The following is a 13,546-nucleotide window of genomic DNA, read 5'->3' as shown; positions in this document are numbered from 1 at the left end:
TGTCCGTTCGGTGGTCACCGTACGCTTACGCCATGACCACTGAAGGGCCGGGCGGACCGGACGGGCCGGGCGGCCAGGGACTCCACTCCCGCGTACTGGACACCATCGGCCTGGCGATCACGGCCGGGGAGCACCCACCGGGCAGCGTGCTGCGCACCGACGAGATCGCGGAGCGCTTCGGCGCCTCGCGGACCGTGGTCCGCGAGGTGGTCCGCGTGCTGGAATCGATGCAACTGGTCGAGTCCCGCCGCCGGGTCGGCGTCACCGTCCGCCCCACCGAGGAGTGGAACGTCTACGACCCGCGCGTCATCCGCTGGCGCCTGGCAGGCGCGGACCGCCCCCGGCAACTGCGCTCCCTCACCGTGCTGCGCTCGGCCGTCGAACCGGTCGCGGCCGGACTCGCGGCGGTCCGGGCCACTCCGGACCAGTGCGCCGAACTCACCGAGGCGGCTCTGGGCATGGTCCGCACCTCACGCGGCCACCAGCTCGAGGGGTACCTCCACCACGACATCGCCTTCCACCGGACCGTCCTCAACGCCTCCGGCAACGAGATGTTCGCGCGGCTCGGCGACGTCGTCGCCGAGGTCCTGACCGGACGCACCCAGCACGCGGTGATGTTCCACGATCCCGACCCCGCGGCCGTCACCCTGCACGTACGGGTGGCCGAGGCCGTACGGGAGGGCGACGCGGCCGCCGCGGAGGCGCTGACTCGGCAGATCGCGGTGGGCGCGCTGGAGGAACTCGACGTACTGGCGCCCTAGGCGGTCTCTTTCGGAGCCTTCGCCGGGGGACGCGCGGCGGCGGCGTCCGGGCCCAGGCCCGCGAGCAGGCGCAGGCCGTCCTCGGCGGGGGTGCCCGGGGCCGCGGACAGGACCAGCAGTTCCATGCCCGACTCGCCGGGCAGGGCGAAGTTCTCCTGGTGCAGTTCCAGCAGCCCGACCAGCGGGTGGCTGAACGCCTTGCGGCCGTGGGTGCGGGCGCGCACGTCCGCGCGGGCCCACAGGCGGCGGAAGCGCTCGCTGCCCATGGCCAGTTCACCGATGAGCGAGGCCAGCCCGGGGTCGTCGGGGTACTGGCCCGCGGCCAGCCGCAGGTGCCCGACCACGTCGAGGGTGCACTGGTCCCAGTCCGCGTAGAGGCCGCGCTCGGCCTCCTCCAGGAACAGGTGCCGGGCCGTGTTCAGGCCCGGCATCGGCCGGCCGAAGAGGAGACCGGCGAGGCGGTTCCCGGCGAGCACGTCCAGGCGGTGGTCCATGATCAACGCGGGCGCGCCGGCGACGAGGTCGAGGACGCGCAGCACTTCCGGGCGGATCCGCCCGGAAGGCGCCTTGGCGCGGCGGCGGCGCTGCCGGGCGAGCCGGTACAGGTGCTCGCGCTCGGTCTCGTCGAGGCCGAGTACGCGGGCGAGCGCGTCCAGCACCTGCTCGGAGGGCTGGGTCGCGCGGCCCTGCTCCAGGCGCACGTAGTAGTCGACGCTGACCCCGGACAGGTGCGCGACCTCCTCGCGGCGCAGGCCTTCGACCCGGCGGCGGCTGTCGGTGGGTATGCCCGCGGCCGCGGGGTCGACCCGAGCGCGCCGGGTCCGCAGGAAGCCCGCAAGATCGTCCATGAGCCCAGTATGGCCGCGGCGGCGCCCGCGGCGGAGCCCGCGAGGGTGGCCCTGCCGGTACCAGGAAGGCCGGTCCGACGGAAGCGGCGCCCCTGAACACCGGGCGTCGCGGCGGCCAGGATCGAAGCATCCGATCCCGATTCCGAGGAGTTCCCGTGAAGACGCTGATCGTCCACGCCCACCCCGACCCGCGGTCGCTCAACGGCTCGCTGAAGGACCTGGCCGTGTCCACGCTGGAGGCCGCCGGCCACGAGGTCCGGGTGAGCGACCTGTACGCCATGAACTGGAAGGCCGTCGTGGACGCCGGGGACTACGGCCCCCACGCGTCGAGCCCGCTGAAGGTAGCCCTGGACTCGGGCCGGGCCTTCGAGGCCGGGGAGCTCACCCCGGACGTGCTCGCCGAACAGGAGAAGCTCCTGTGGGCCGACACGGTCATCTTCCAGTTCCCGCTGTGGTGGTACTCGATGCCCGCGATCCTCAAGGGCTGGGTGGACCGGGTGTTCACCTACCGCTTCGCCTACGGAGTCGGCGAGCACAGCGACACCAAGTACGGGGAACGCTTCGGCGAAGGCACCCTCGCGGGCCGCCGGGCCCTGCTGTCGGTGACCGTCGGCGGCCCCGAATCGCACTACGCCGCCCGCGGGATCAACGGCCCCATCGACGACCTGCTGTTCCCGATCCACCACGGGATCCTCTACTACCCCGGCATCGAGGCACTGCCGCCGTTCGTGCAGTACGGCAGCGACCGGATGAGTGACGAGGACTACGCGGACGTGGCCAAGGCGTGGGAGGAACGCCTGCTCACCCTGGAGTCGACCGAACCCATCGCCTTCCGGCGGCAGAACTTCGGGGACTACGAGATCCCCTCGCTGCACCTGAAGGAGGGCCTGGAGCGGTCGGGCCGGACGGGTTTCGGCCTCCACGTACGGTGACCGCTGGCCGCGGGGTGGACTGGGTGGGGTGGTCGGGCTGGTCGTGCCGGCCGGGCTTGTTGGGCTGCTGTGCTGGCCGCGCTGGTCGTGCCGACCTTGCTGGGCGGGGCGACCGGACTGGCCGTGCCGGCCGTGCTGGTCGTGCCGACTGGACTGGTCGAGCTGACCGGGTTTGTTGGGCTGTCGTGCGGACCTGGCTGGTCGGACTGGCGTGCTGGGCGTGCTGGTTGGGCTGCTGTGCGGACTGCACTGCCGGGTTGGCCGGGTTGGCCGGGTTGGCCGGGTTGGCCGGGTTGGTCGTGCCGGCCAGCGGGCCTGTGGGCCAGTTGGGCCGGTGGGGCCGGTGGATCGCTGGGCCGGTGGGCGGCTGGGACCAGTGGGTCGGTGAGCTGGTGAGCCGGTAAGCCGGTAAGCCGGTGGGCCGGTGGGCCGGTGGGCCGGTGGGTCGAAGTCCCGGCGCCCCGGAGTCCCGGCGCCCCGGCGCCCCGGCGCCCCGGCGCCCCGGTGGAGTCGGCGGGCTTGGTGGGTCGGTGGAGCCAGCGGGCTCGGTGTGCCGGCGTCCTGGAGTCCCGGTGTGCCGGCGTCCCGGCGTCCCGGCGTCCGGGTGGAGTCGGCGGGCTTGGTGGGCCGGTGGAGCCAGCGGGGTCGGTGTGCCGGCGGGGTCGGTGGGTCGGTGTGCCGGTGGGCCGGTGGGGCCTGTGCGTTGGTTCGGGCGGGCCAGGTGGGGCCGGGGTGCTGGAGGGTTCGGGGCGGGTGGCGCGGGTGCCCCCGCCGTCCGGCGTACCGGTACCGCGTGTCGTTGGACCAACTCGTTGACGCTGTGGCGGCATGAGCGTTTTTGATCTTCGTCGGGCCGTCTTCCGGGAGATGCTCCCCCTCGCTTCGGCCGGAGCAGATGACCATTTCCGTGCGGCGAAGGGGTACTCGCATGTCTTCCACAGCAAGAACCGGACGAAGGGCCCGGCTGGCCGGTGGCCTGGTACTGCCCGTGGCCGTGGCGCTCGGCGGATTCACGGTCCCGGCGGTGGCCTCCGACGGCGGTGCGGTGACCTCCGGTGGTGGCGCGGTGTCGGCCGCCGAGGCCGGCGCGCGGGCTTCGAACGGTGGCACGGCGCCGGAATCCGGGCGGAGCGCGGCGCAGGAGCCCGGGCGGGGCTCGGAGCAGGAGGCGACCAGGGGTGCGGTGCCGGAGTCCGGGCGCGGCACGTCGCCGGAGTCGGCGAGCGGCGCGGCGCAAGGGTCCGGGTGGGGCGCGGTGGCCGAGTCGGGGAGGGCCCCGTTGCCGGAAGTTGGTACGGGCGCGGAACAGGTAGCGGCGAAGGGCGCGGTGCCCGAGGCCGGGCACGGCACGGTGCGCGAGGCCGGGCGGGGCTCGGTGCCGGCCCCGGCGAGCGGCGCGGTGCGCGAGGCCGGGCGGGGTGCGGTGCTGGCCCCGGCGAGCGGCGCGGTGCCCGAGTCCGGGCGGGGCTCGGAGTCGGCCTCAGTGAGGGGCACGGTGCGCGAGGCCGGGCGGGGCTCGGTGCCGGATAAGGCGAAGGGCGCGGTGCGCGAGTCCGGGCGGGGCTCGGTGCCGGATAGGGCGAAGGGTGTGGAGCGCGCGGCCGGGCAGGGCTCGGAGTCGGAGGCGGCGGAGGGTGTGGGACGCGCGGCCGGGCGCCGTGCGGTGTCGGGGTTCGGACGGGGCGCCGTGCCGGTGTCCGGGCGGGGGGCGGCGGGTGTCTCCGGGGAGGGGGTGTCGGAGGCAGGGGGGTCGGCTGCCGAAGGTTCGGGGGTGGTGGTCGGGGCTCGTGGGGGGTCCGTTCCGGATGCGGTCCCGGTGTCGGGGGCTGCGCTTCGTGCACCGGGGGCGGCTTCCGGCGGGCCCGACGGGAATTGTGGGCGGCGGCGTGCCGAGGCGGTGACCGAGGGGGGTCACCCCTGCCCGGCTCCGGACGGGGCCCAGGGGCCGAAGGGGCCGAAGGGTGCGAAGGGGGAGAAGGGTGGCGTCGGGCCCAAGGGGGACGCGGGTCCGCCGGGGCCGAGGGGTGAGGCCGGTGGGAAGGGGAACACCGGGGCCAAGGGCGATGCAGGGCCTCCGGGACTCCAGGGCGAGCCGGGGGAGAAGGGGAGTGCCGGGCAGCCCGGTGCCAAGGGAGAGCAGGGCGAGAGGGGGCTCGCCGGGCCCAAGGGAGAGCAGGGCGAGAGGGGGCTCGCCGGGCCCAAGGGGGATCGCGGGGCCGTCGGGCGCAAGGGCGACCCGGGGCCCAAGGGGGACATCGGGCGGACCGGAGACGTCGGGGCGGCCGGGCCGCAGGGGCAGCAGGGGCCCGCGGGTCCGGCCGGGCCGGCGGGCACGCAGGGGCTGCCCGGGCTTGCCGGAGCGGGGGGCCCGCAGGGGTTCGCGGGACCGCCCGGGCGGGAGGGCGCTCCGGGCCCGACCGGTACCATCGGGCTGGTCGGGCCGCTGGGCCCGGTGGGGCCGCAGGGGGTGCAGGGCCCGATGGGTCCCTGCTCCTCGGTGGACAACCAGATGCCCAACAACTCCGAGGAGTTCGCGCTCGTCCTCAAGGACGGCAAGACTTACCTCGGCCGCCGCACCCGCGATATGGCGGGCCAGTGGGGCGACTTCGCCTGGACCGACCTCACCGTCGCACCGGTCACCGGCTACCCCGCCGACGTCTGTACGGTCGCCCTGGCCATCCACGGCAACGACGTGAAGGTCAAGGCCGTCACCAAGACGGGCACGCTTTACCACACCCACTGCGTCACCAACGGGCGCTCCGTCACCTGCGACGCACCCTGGGCGGCCGTACATCCGCAGCCCGGAACGGTGCCGCCCCCGCCGCCGGCGGCCTGACCCGGGGGACGCCGCCCCATCCCGACCGCTGCCCGACACCCGCCCCGTACGCCACACTGGGCGGGTGCTGGGACATGGCGACGGGTACGAGGCCGCGGACTCCGCCTCCTTCGTGGGGCGTACCGGTGAACTGGCCGCGCTCGAACGGGCTTTGCTTGAGGATCGGCTGATCACCCTGACCGGGCCGGGAGGCGTCGGCAAGACCCGCCTGGCCCGCCGCGCGGCCGGCCGGGCGGGCCTGGCGGAGGCGGGCCTGGCAGAGGCGGGCCAGGCAGAGGCGGGCCCCTTCCCCGACGGGGTGCACTGGGCCGACCTCTCCCCGCTGCCCGACGAACGGCTGCTCGTGGCCACCGTGGCCGACGCCCTCGACCTCGCCGACCACACCGCCCGCACCCCGGCCGCAGCGGTGCGCCAGTGGATCGGCGGGCGCCGGCTGCTCCTCGTACTGGACTGCTGCGAGCACCTGGTGACCGCCGTACGGGACCTCGTGCGGGAGCTGCTCGACGCGGCCCCGCACCTCGTCCTGCTGCTCACCAGCAGGCAGCCGCTCGGGCTCCCGGACGAACGCGTCCTGGACATCGGCCCGTTGCCGCACGCCGTCGACCCGTCCGGCGCCGAGGAGGCCCTCGCCCTGTTCACCCGGCGGGCCGCCGCTGCCGCCCCCGGGCAGGCCCCGCCCTGGACCGAGGCCCGGCTCGCGGCCGCCCGCTCCGTGTGCGCCCGCCTCGAAGGAATCCCCCTCGCGCTCGAATTGGCCGCCGCGCAGCTGACCGACCACACCGTCGAGGAGCTGGCCGTGCGGCTCGCCCGCAGGATCGGCCCGCTGTCCGCACCGGCCCCCGCCCGGCCGCCGCGCCACGGCGCGCTGCGCACCGCCATCGGCTGGAGCCACGAGTGGTGCACCCCGCGCGAACGGCTGCTGTGGCTCAGGCTGTCCGTGTTCGGGGGCGCCTTCGACCTGGCGGCCGCGCGCGCCGTCTGCGCCGCCGCCCCGCTCGCCGGGACGGACGTCCCCGCGCTGCTCGACGCCCTGGTCGCCAAGTCCGTCGTACGCCGGGGCGCGGACGGCTCGTACCGGATGCTGGACACGATCCGGGAGTACGGGGCCATGTGGCGCGACGAGGCCGGGGAGCGCGAGGCGCTGCGGGAGGCGCACGCCGCGTACTTCACCGAGCTCGTGCGCGCCGCCGAGCGGGACTGGCTCGGTCCCGACCAGCGGATCGGGTACCGGCACGTGGAGGCGGTGCACGGAGACCTGTGCGCGGCCCTCGACCACTACCTGGCCACCGCCCCGGAACGGGCACTGGACCTGGCCTCCCGGGCCGGTTTCTACTGGGCCTGCTGCGGCCATCTGCACGCCGCACGCGGCTACTTGGAGCGGGCACTGGCCGCCGCACGGCCCGAGGAGGTGGCCCCGCGGGTCCGGGTGCGCGCCCTGTGGGCCCTCGGGGTGACCCTGCTGCTCCAGGGCGAGCAGGAGCAGGCCCACCGGATCGCCGTCGGCTGCGAGGCCCTGGCCGCGGGGCTCGACGGGGACCCCGGCCCGGCGCTGGACGCCGCGTACCTGCTGGGCCTGAGCCACCTGCTGGCCGGACGGCCGCTGGCCGCGCGGATCGTCTCCGACAACGCCCTGGAGGCCTTCCCCGGCACGCCCTTCGACTCGGGGCCCCGGATCCGCTGCCACCTCGTACGGGTCTTCGCGCTCACCGGCACGGGCCTGTTCACCGACGCCCGGGACGAGGCCGAACTGCTGCGCGCCGGCTGCGCCGAGCGGGGCGAACACTGGACCCGGGCCTACGCCGACTACCAACTGGCCCTGATCTGCCTCTTCGAGGGCCGCCCCGCCGAGTCCGCCGTCCACGCCCGCGCCATGCTGGAGAGCAAACGGGAGCTGGGCGACAGCTTCGGCACGGCCCTGGGCCTCGACCTGCTCGCGGCGGCCCGCGCGGCGACCGGGGACGGGGCCGGCGCGGCGCGCGCGTACGGCACCGGCCACGCCTACTGGCAGGCGGTCGGCCACCCGCAGCGCGGTACGCCCGAACTGGCCTCCGTACGGGAGGAGTTCGAGCGGACCGCGCGCGGAGCGCTCGGCGACCAGGCGTACGAGGAGGCCTTCCGCGAAGGCCTCCGGCACGGCCACGCCCTGCGCACCCGCCCGCACCCGTACGGGAGTTGAGCGGCCGGGCTCAGGGCTGGTCGGGGAAGCCCGCGAAGTAGCCGGCCGCCATGTCCTCGCCCCCGTGCCCCAGGGCGTCGGCGCGGTGGAAACGGGCCCGTGCGGCCACGGCCAGATCCACGGACACCCCGGCCGCCTCCGCGGCCTCGGCGATCAGGCCGGTGTCCTTCTCGGCGCCGCGCACCGTGAAGCTCGGCGTGAAGTCCCGGTCCAGTACGGCCTTCATCTTGGCCTGGAGGTACGGGTTGTCCATCGGGCCGCCGGTCACGGCCTGCGCGAACAGGTCCGGGTCCACCCCGAGCCCCTCGGCCAGCGCCAGGGCCTCGCCGAGGGCCGCCGTCACGGTGATCGCGTACCCGACGGTGGCCAGCTTCAGCCGGGTCGCCGCTCCCGGCTCGTCCCCGGCCCGCAGCACCTTGCTCCCGACGGCGGCGAAGACCGGGTCCAGCCTCGGGTCGGCCGGGCCGCCGACCAGGACCACCAGGGTTCCGGCCTCGGCGGGCTCGCGGGTGCCCTGCACCGGGGCGTCCACGAAGACCAGTCCGTGTTCCGCGGCGAAGGCGGCCAGTTCGTCGAGGGAGGCGATGCCGACCGTGCCCATCTGCGCCCACACCTGACCGGCGCTCAGGCCTTCCACGGCCGCGGCCATGGCCCGGCTCACCGCCGCGCCGTCGGCGAGCATGGTGATCACCACGTCCGCCCCGGCCACCGCCTCGGCCGGGCTGTCGGCGACCACCGCACCGTCGGCGGCCAGCGCGGCGGCCTTCTCCCGGGTGCGGTTCCAGACCCGGACCTCCTGCCCGGACCTCAGCAGGTTGCGGGCCATGCCCGACCCCATGATTCCGGTCCCCAGCAGCGCGACGGTGCTCATGGCGGTACTTCCCTTCCGGTGATCCCTCAGGTGTCCCCGGGGGACAGTCTCCACGGGCGCGGGATCCGATCCCGTCACCGGGGCCTCAACTCACCGCCGGGGGAGCCGCCGAGAGCACCGCTTCGAGCAGCCCGGGAAACCGGCCGGCCAGGTCCTCGCGGCGCAGCGAGACGGCCTTGTAGCGGCCGATCTTGTGCTCGCGGGTGATCCCGGACTCGCGCAGGACCCGCCAGTGGTGGGTGGCGGTCGCCTTGGTGACCTCCAGGGGGAGGCTGCCGCAGGTCCGCTCGCCGGGGGAGGAGGCGAGCTCGCGCACGATGCCGAGGCGCACGGGGTTGCCGAGGGCGGCGAGGACGTCCTCGATGAGCAGCTGTTCGCGGACGGGGTGGTACGTGGACATGGGGTCGATGGTACGACGCCTTCCGTACGGACGGCCGGGCCGATTGCCCGGTTTGCCCCAAAGCATCGTATGACTGTACGTTGATATTCGTACAGTCACCGAACGAGAGGCCCCTCCCGTGAGCACCACCCCCCACCAGCCCGTCGCCATCGTCACCGCCGCGGGCTCGGGCATCGGCCGCGGCATAGCCGCCGAGCTCGCCGCCGGCGGACACCTGGTCTCGCTGTTCGACATCGACCCCGGCGTCGCGGAGCTGGCGGCGGAGCTGGGAGGGACGGCCACGATCGGCTCGCTCACCGAGCCCGCGGACCTGAGCCGGCTGGTCGACGGGACGCTGGCCCGGTACGGGCGGATCGACGCGGTGGTCAACGGCGCCGGGCACGCCCGCAACGACGAACTCCTCAAGGTCACGGACCAGGACTGGCACGAAGGCCTCGACATGCTGCTGCTCAGCGTGGTCCGCATGGCCCGGCTCGTCACGCCCCACATGGAGGCGGCGGGCGGCGGAGCCTTCGTCAACCTCTCCTCCTACACGGCGTTCGAGCCGATGGGCCTGATCCCGGTCAACTCCAGCCTGCGCGCCGCCCTGACCTCCTTCACGAAGCTGTACGCCGACCAGTACGCGGCGGCCGGCATCCGCATGAACAGCCTGATGCCGGGCTTCGTGGACAGCTGGCCGGAGGATCCCGCCTTCCTCGCGAAGATCCCGGCGGGGCGCTACGCCACGGTGGCCGAGGTGGGCAAGCTGGCCCGCTTCCTGGTGTCCCCGGACGCCGCCTACGTCAACGGCGAGTCCATCCGCATCGACGGCGGCGCGGCCAGGTCCCTCTGACGGGCACGACCCCGCCCGCTCAGCCGGTGTCGGCGCGCCACGCCGCTTCGGCGTCCTGTGCGGTGGGGTGGGTGGGGAAGACCTGCTGGAGGCCGACGATGCGGAAGATGCGGCTGACGCGCTCGGGGACGGCGGCGAGGGCGATCCCGGCGTGGGCGGCGAGGGCGCGATTGCGGGCGGCGATGATCACGGTGATGCCGCTGGAGTCGCAGAAGGTGAGACCGCCCAGGTCAAGGACGAGCAGCCGGCCGGTGCCCAGGTCGAGACGGGCCAGGGTGGCACTGACGTCGGGAGCGGTGTGGTGGTCGAGCTCCCCCACGAGTTCGATGACCGCTCCGGCGGTGGTGGTACGGGTGCTCACGCTCAGCTGCCGGGTCACGGGCCCTCTTCACTGGGGGTCGGGGGCACGTGGACGGCCAGGAGCGCGGTGTCGTCGTCGACTCCGGTGCCGAAGGAGTCGAGGAGGCCGCTGATCGCCGCGACGGCCCGCGATGCGGTGGTGGGGGCGAGGGAGCGGGCGAAGCCGAGGAGGGCCTCGTCGCCGTAACGGCCGTCGCCGGCCGCTCCGGGAGCGTGGGCTTCGGTGAGGCCGTCGGTGTAGAGGAGCAGGGTGTCGCCGGGGGCGAGGTGCACGCTCGTGGTGGCGATGTGGGCGTCGGCCAGGACTCCGATGAGCTGGCCGCCGGGCGTGGGCAGGTAGTCGGCGGTGCCGTCGGCGCGCATCAGCAGGGCCGGGGGATGGCCGCCGCCGGCCAGGGTGACGTGGAAGCCGCCCTGCACGGGTTCGGGGGTGAGGAGGCCGAAGACGACGGTGCAGTAGCGGGGGTCGGCGCCGTTGTACTCGTGGTTGAGGACGGTGTTCAGGTTGGCCAGGACCGCCGCCGGCTCCGGATCGTAGACGGCGGCCGCGCGCAGCGTGTAGCGGGCCAGGGAGGTGACGGCCGCGGCGGCTGCGCCCTTGCCGCACACGTCGCCCAGGAACATCCCCCAGGTGCCGCCGGTCAGCGGGAACAGGTCGTAGAAGTCGCCGCCGACCTCGTCGAGGGAGGCGACGTGGTAGTGCGCGGCCACCTCCAGTCCGGGTACGCCGGCCAGCGTCGGTGGCAGCAGCGTCCGTTGCAGGGTGGTGTTCAGGCGCTGGAGGCGCTCCCGCTCCCGCTCCGATTCCTGGCGGGCGCGCAGCAGCTCGGTCTCGTAGGCGCGGCGGTCGCGGGCGTCGAAGACGGTGGTGCGGATGAGCAGGGGCTGCCCGTCGCTGCCCGTTTTGACGGTGGAGGTCACCAGCACCGGAAGGCGGGTGCCGTCGGCGGCCTTCATTTCCAGGGCGATGCCGCTGATCTCGCCCTGCATGCGCAGCAGCGGCGCGAAGTGCGTCTCGTGATAGAGGCGCCCGCCGACGGTCAGGAGATCGGAGAAGTTCCTGCGGCCGACCAGGTCCTCGCTGCGGTGGCCGAGCCAGCCCAGCAGGGTGGTGTTGATCTTGGCGATCCGGCCGTCGAGCAGGGTGGAGAGGTAGCCGCACGGCGCGTGCTCGTACAAGTCCTCGGCACTGTCTTCCAGCAGTGCCGAGAAGCGCGCCTGTTCGGTGGCCGGCTCCGGGTCCCTTTCAGGGGTGCCTTCGTCTTCCTCGTCGCTGGTCCTGGACATCACCGGGCACTCGACACGAGGGCGGTGAACTCGGCGATCGCCGCGGCGGTCTCCTCCGGGGCGGCCAGCTGCGGGCAGTGTCCGGTCGCGTTCAGCGTCACCAGGCGGCTGCCCGGGATCTCGCCCTGGACGAACGGGCCGACCTCCGGGGGTGCGATCGCGTCGCTGGAACACTGCGCGACCAGCGTCGGGACCGTGACGCCGGCGAGGTCGGCGCGATGGTCCGACAGGAACGTCACCCGGGCGAAGACCCGCGCGATCTCCGGATCGGTGCGGCAGAAGCTGTTGGTCAGCTCCTCGCCCAGCTCGGGACGTTCCGGATTGCCCATGATCACCGGAGCCATGGCGCCCGACCAGCCGAGATAGTTCGCATCCAGCGAGTCGAGCAGTTCTTCGATGTCCTCCGCGCTGAACCCGCCCCGGTAGTGGGTGGCAGGATCGTCGATGAAGCAGGGGGAGGGGGCGAGCAGCACCAGGCCGGCGAACGCGTCGGGCTCCCGCGCCGCGGCGAGCACACCCATCATGGCGCTCACCGAGTGCCCCACGAAGACCACCTGGCCGAGTGCCAGGTCCCGGCAGATCTCCAGCACGTCGTCGACGTAGCCGTCGAGCGTCGCGTACCGCTCGCGACTCCACGACGACAGGTCCGAGCGCCCCGATCCGACGTGGTCGAAGACGACCACGGTGAAGTCGGGCTCCAGAAGCGGCACCACCAGGCGCCACATGTTCTGATCGCACCCGAACCCGTGCGCCAGCACCACCACCGGCCCACCAGACCGCCCGGTGACCCTCACGTGGTTCCTGCTCCGCACATCCATGCGCCCCATCCTCGCAGACCTCCACGCGCGGCCCCGAACCGTGAACGATCACCGGGGAAGGCTCCCGTCCGCCGGTCGGGGCGGGTCGTGCTTGCCGCCGGGACGAAGGAAACCGTCCCGAGCCGGGTTTTGTCGCGCTGAGGGGGAAGAAGGGAGGGGTGAAAGGGGTGAGCGGAGTGGTGATGTCAGGACTGGAACGGCTGCCCGGGCTCAGGTGTGCGGATGCCCGGCGGGCCGCCCGGGAGGCTCTCGCCGGGCTCGGGCTGGGTCAGCGTGTGCTGGACGACGTGCTGACGGTGGTCGCGGAGCTCGTGACCAATGCGATCCGGCATGCGGGCGGTGTGACGGGTTTCCGGATCCGCTCCCTTCCCGAGGCGGTGGCGATCGAGGTGTCGGACGCGTCCCCGCTCCTGCCCTGCTCGCCGGGAACACCGGTCTCGGTGCCGGGAGGGTTCGGCTGGCTCCTGGTGAACAAGCTCGCCCACCGTACGGAGATCCGGTCGGGCCGCGACGGGAAGACGATCACCGCCTATCTCCCCCTCAGCGCGCTGGCCGGGTAATCCGCGCGGTCTCGACACCGTCGACGACGGTGAAGATCCGGTCCGCCGAGGTGAGCTCGAAGAGCCGCGCCATCTGCGGGCTCAAGGGGCCGGCCAGCACCAGGGGGCGGCCGGTGCGCCGCAGGCGGAGCAGCTCGTTGAGCATGGAGGAGTCGGCGAACGCGACCTCGCTGACGTCCAGCACGATCGTGCGCACGGGATCGGCGAGGGCGCCCGCGATGGCCTGACGCAGCGGTTCGAGGGTGTCCTGGTCGAACTCGCCGGCGCAGGCGATCACGCGGACGCCGTCGACGTCCGGCGAAACCTTCACGTGTTGATCCATGGGAGCCCCCTGTTGCGGCTGGTCGGGGAGGCCGAGGGGTCCCCGGGACGGTCCGGCCTCAGGCGAGGGAAAACATTCCGTCTGCCCGGATCGGCGAATGGGAAACACATAGGGGCAGAATGCATGCCCCCGGAAGGGTGGGGCAAGAGCGGTTCTGGAGGTTGATAATCATGGTTCCCCTGCTTCTTGTTCTTCTGCTGATTCTTGTCCTTGTCGGTGCGGGTTTCGCTCTCAAGCTTCTCTGGTGGATCGCCATCGCGGTCCTGGTGCTGTGGCTGCTCGGTTTCGTCGCCCGCCCGAAGGGTGGGAGCGGCCGCTGGTACCGCTGGTAGACAACCGGCATAGGTGCAGTTCAGGCAGTGCGTGGCGGTGGCCCGCAGTCCCCATGGCGGGGGCGGCGGGCCACCGCCATGCCGTCCCACCGTCATGCCGTCCCACCGCCATGCCGTCGTGGAACATGATGGTTTTCCGGTAAAGGGTGAGATCGGATAGTGCGGATGGCGATCCGGATCCGAATGCGCCGGAACCGCCGGGAATTCGCCT

14 protein-coding genes are annotated in these 13,546 nt (G+C 73.7%); 7 read left to right on the top strand and 7 right to left on the bottom strand.

The genetic code is table 11. The annotated features are described in order from the left end of the window. The first annotated feature begins 32 nt into the window (after positions 1-32). Positions 33-761 carry a FadR/GntR family transcriptional regulator gene (locus tag ACFWNV_RS02380; protein ID WP_383939233.1) on the top strand — a complete coding sequence of 243 codons (729 nt, stop codon included), beginning with the start codon at positions 33-35 and terminating at the stop codon, positions 759-761. Here ACFWNV_RS02380 and ACFWNV_RS02375 read toward each other — a convergent pair. Continuing rightward, positions 758-1,609, bottom strand: a complete 852-nt coding sequence (locus ACFWNV_RS02375; RefSeq protein WP_383939231.1) for a helix-turn-helix transcriptional regulator — start codon at positions 1,607-1,609, stop codon at positions 758-760. The genes ACFWNV_RS02380 and ACFWNV_RS02375 overlap by 4 nt on opposite strands. Positions 1,610-1,764: 155 nt before the next feature. Between ACFWNV_RS02375 and ACFWNV_RS02370 the strand changes: the two genes are divergently transcribed. The 3 genes from ACFWNV_RS02370 to ACFWNV_RS02360 all read left to right on the top strand — a co-directional run bounded on the left by ACFWNV_RS02370 (position 1,765) and on the right by ACFWNV_RS02360 (position 7,553). Beyond that, positions 1,765-2,541, top strand: coding sequence for an NAD(P)H-dependent oxidoreductase (locus ACFWNV_RS02370; protein ID WP_383939228.1), 777 nt, complete (start codon positions 1,765-1,767; stop codon positions 2,539-2,541). Between the two features lie 2,509 nt (positions 2,542-5,050). After that, complete coding sequence (locus ACFWNV_RS02365) at positions 5,051-5,377, top strand: hypothetical protein (RefSeq protein WP_383939225.1); 327 nt, start codon at positions 5,051-5,053, stop codon at positions 5,375-5,377. Between the two features lie 64 nt (positions 5,378-5,441). Continuing rightward, positions 5,442-7,553 carry an ATP-binding protein gene (locus ACFWNV_RS02360; protein ID WP_383939222.1) on the top strand — a complete coding sequence of 704 codons (2,112 nt, stop codon included), beginning with the start codon at positions 5,442-5,444 and terminating at the stop codon, positions 7,551-7,553. Between the two features lie 10 nt (positions 7,554-7,563). Here the strand turns inward: ACFWNV_RS02360 and ACFWNV_RS02355 are convergent, their stop codons facing one another. After that, a complete protein-coding gene (locus ACFWNV_RS02355; RefSeq protein WP_383939219.1) occupies positions 7,564-8,424 on the bottom strand; it encodes an NAD(P)-dependent oxidoreductase in 861 nt (286 codons plus the stop codon). An 85-nt stretch (positions 8,425-8,509) separates the two neighbouring features. Then, on the bottom strand, positions 8,510-8,824 hold the full coding sequence (locus ACFWNV_RS02350; protein WP_383939216.1) for an ArsR/SmtB family transcription factor: 315 nt from the start codon (positions 8,822-8,824) through the stop codon (positions 8,510-8,512). 118 nt (positions 8,825-8,942) lie between these two features. Here ACFWNV_RS02350 and ACFWNV_RS02345 point away from each other — a divergent pair, with 118 nt between their 5' ends. Further along, entirely contained in the window at positions 8,943-9,656 is a 714-nt protein-coding gene (locus ACFWNV_RS02345; protein ID WP_383939213.1) for an SDR family oxidoreductase, read from the top strand. Positions 9,657-9,675: 19 nt separating this feature from the next. On the opposite strand, the gene ACFWNV_RS02340 is transcribed toward ACFWNV_RS02345, so the two are convergent. From ACFWNV_RS02340 to ACFWNV_RS02330, 3 genes are read right to left on the bottom strand one after another with little or no spacing between them, the layout of a single operon-like run. After that, complete coding sequence (locus tag ACFWNV_RS02340) at positions 9,676-10,035, bottom strand: STAS domain-containing protein (RefSeq protein ID WP_383939210.1); 360 nt, start codon at positions 10,033-10,035, stop codon at positions 9,676-9,678. Beyond that, a complete protein-coding gene (locus ACFWNV_RS02335; protein WP_383939206.1) occupies positions 10,032-11,303 on the bottom strand; it encodes a SpoIIE family protein phosphatase in 1,272 nt (423 codons plus the stop codon). Before ACFWNV_RS02335 ends, ACFWNV_RS02340 begins: the two co-directional genes overlap by 4 nt. Further along, positions 11,303-12,121: an alpha/beta fold hydrolase gene (locus ACFWNV_RS02330; protein WP_383939203.1), complete on the bottom strand. Its 819-nt coding sequence runs from the start codon at positions 12,119-12,121 to the stop codon at positions 11,303-11,305. The genes ACFWNV_RS02335 and ACFWNV_RS02330 overlap by 1 nt, the downstream gene beginning before the upstream one ends. Positions 12,122-12,303: 182 nt before the next feature. On the opposite strand from ACFWNV_RS02330, the gene ACFWNV_RS02325 reads away from it, so the two are divergent. Beyond that, complete coding sequence (locus tag ACFWNV_RS02325) at positions 12,304-12,681, top strand: ATP-binding protein (protein ID WP_383939200.1); 378 nt, start codon at positions 12,304-12,306, stop codon at positions 12,679-12,681. Here ACFWNV_RS02325 and ACFWNV_RS02320 read toward each other — a convergent pair. Beyond that, on the bottom strand, positions 12,662-13,003 hold the full coding sequence (locus tag ACFWNV_RS02320) for an STAS domain-containing protein (RefSeq protein WP_383939197.1): 342 nt from the start codon (positions 13,001-13,003) through the stop codon (positions 12,662-12,664). The genes ACFWNV_RS02325 and ACFWNV_RS02320 overlap by 20 nt on opposite strands. A gap of 170 nt (positions 13,004-13,173) precedes the next feature. On the opposite strand from ACFWNV_RS02320, the gene ACFWNV_RS02315 reads away from it, so the two are divergent. Next, on the top strand, positions 13,174-13,335 hold the full coding sequence (locus ACFWNV_RS02315) for a hydrophobic protein (protein WP_383939194.1): 162 nt from the start codon (positions 13,174-13,176) through the stop codon (positions 13,333-13,335). The last annotated feature ends 211 nt before the right edge of the window (positions 13,336-13,546 follow it).

The organism is Streptomyces sp. NPDC058401 (assembly GCF_042722885.1).
In the GTDB taxonomy this organism is placed as follows: domain Bacteria; phylum Actinomycetota; class Actinomycetes; order Streptomycetales; family Streptomycetaceae; genus Streptomyces.
This window is presented reverse-complemented; position numbering and strand designations above follow the sequence as displayed.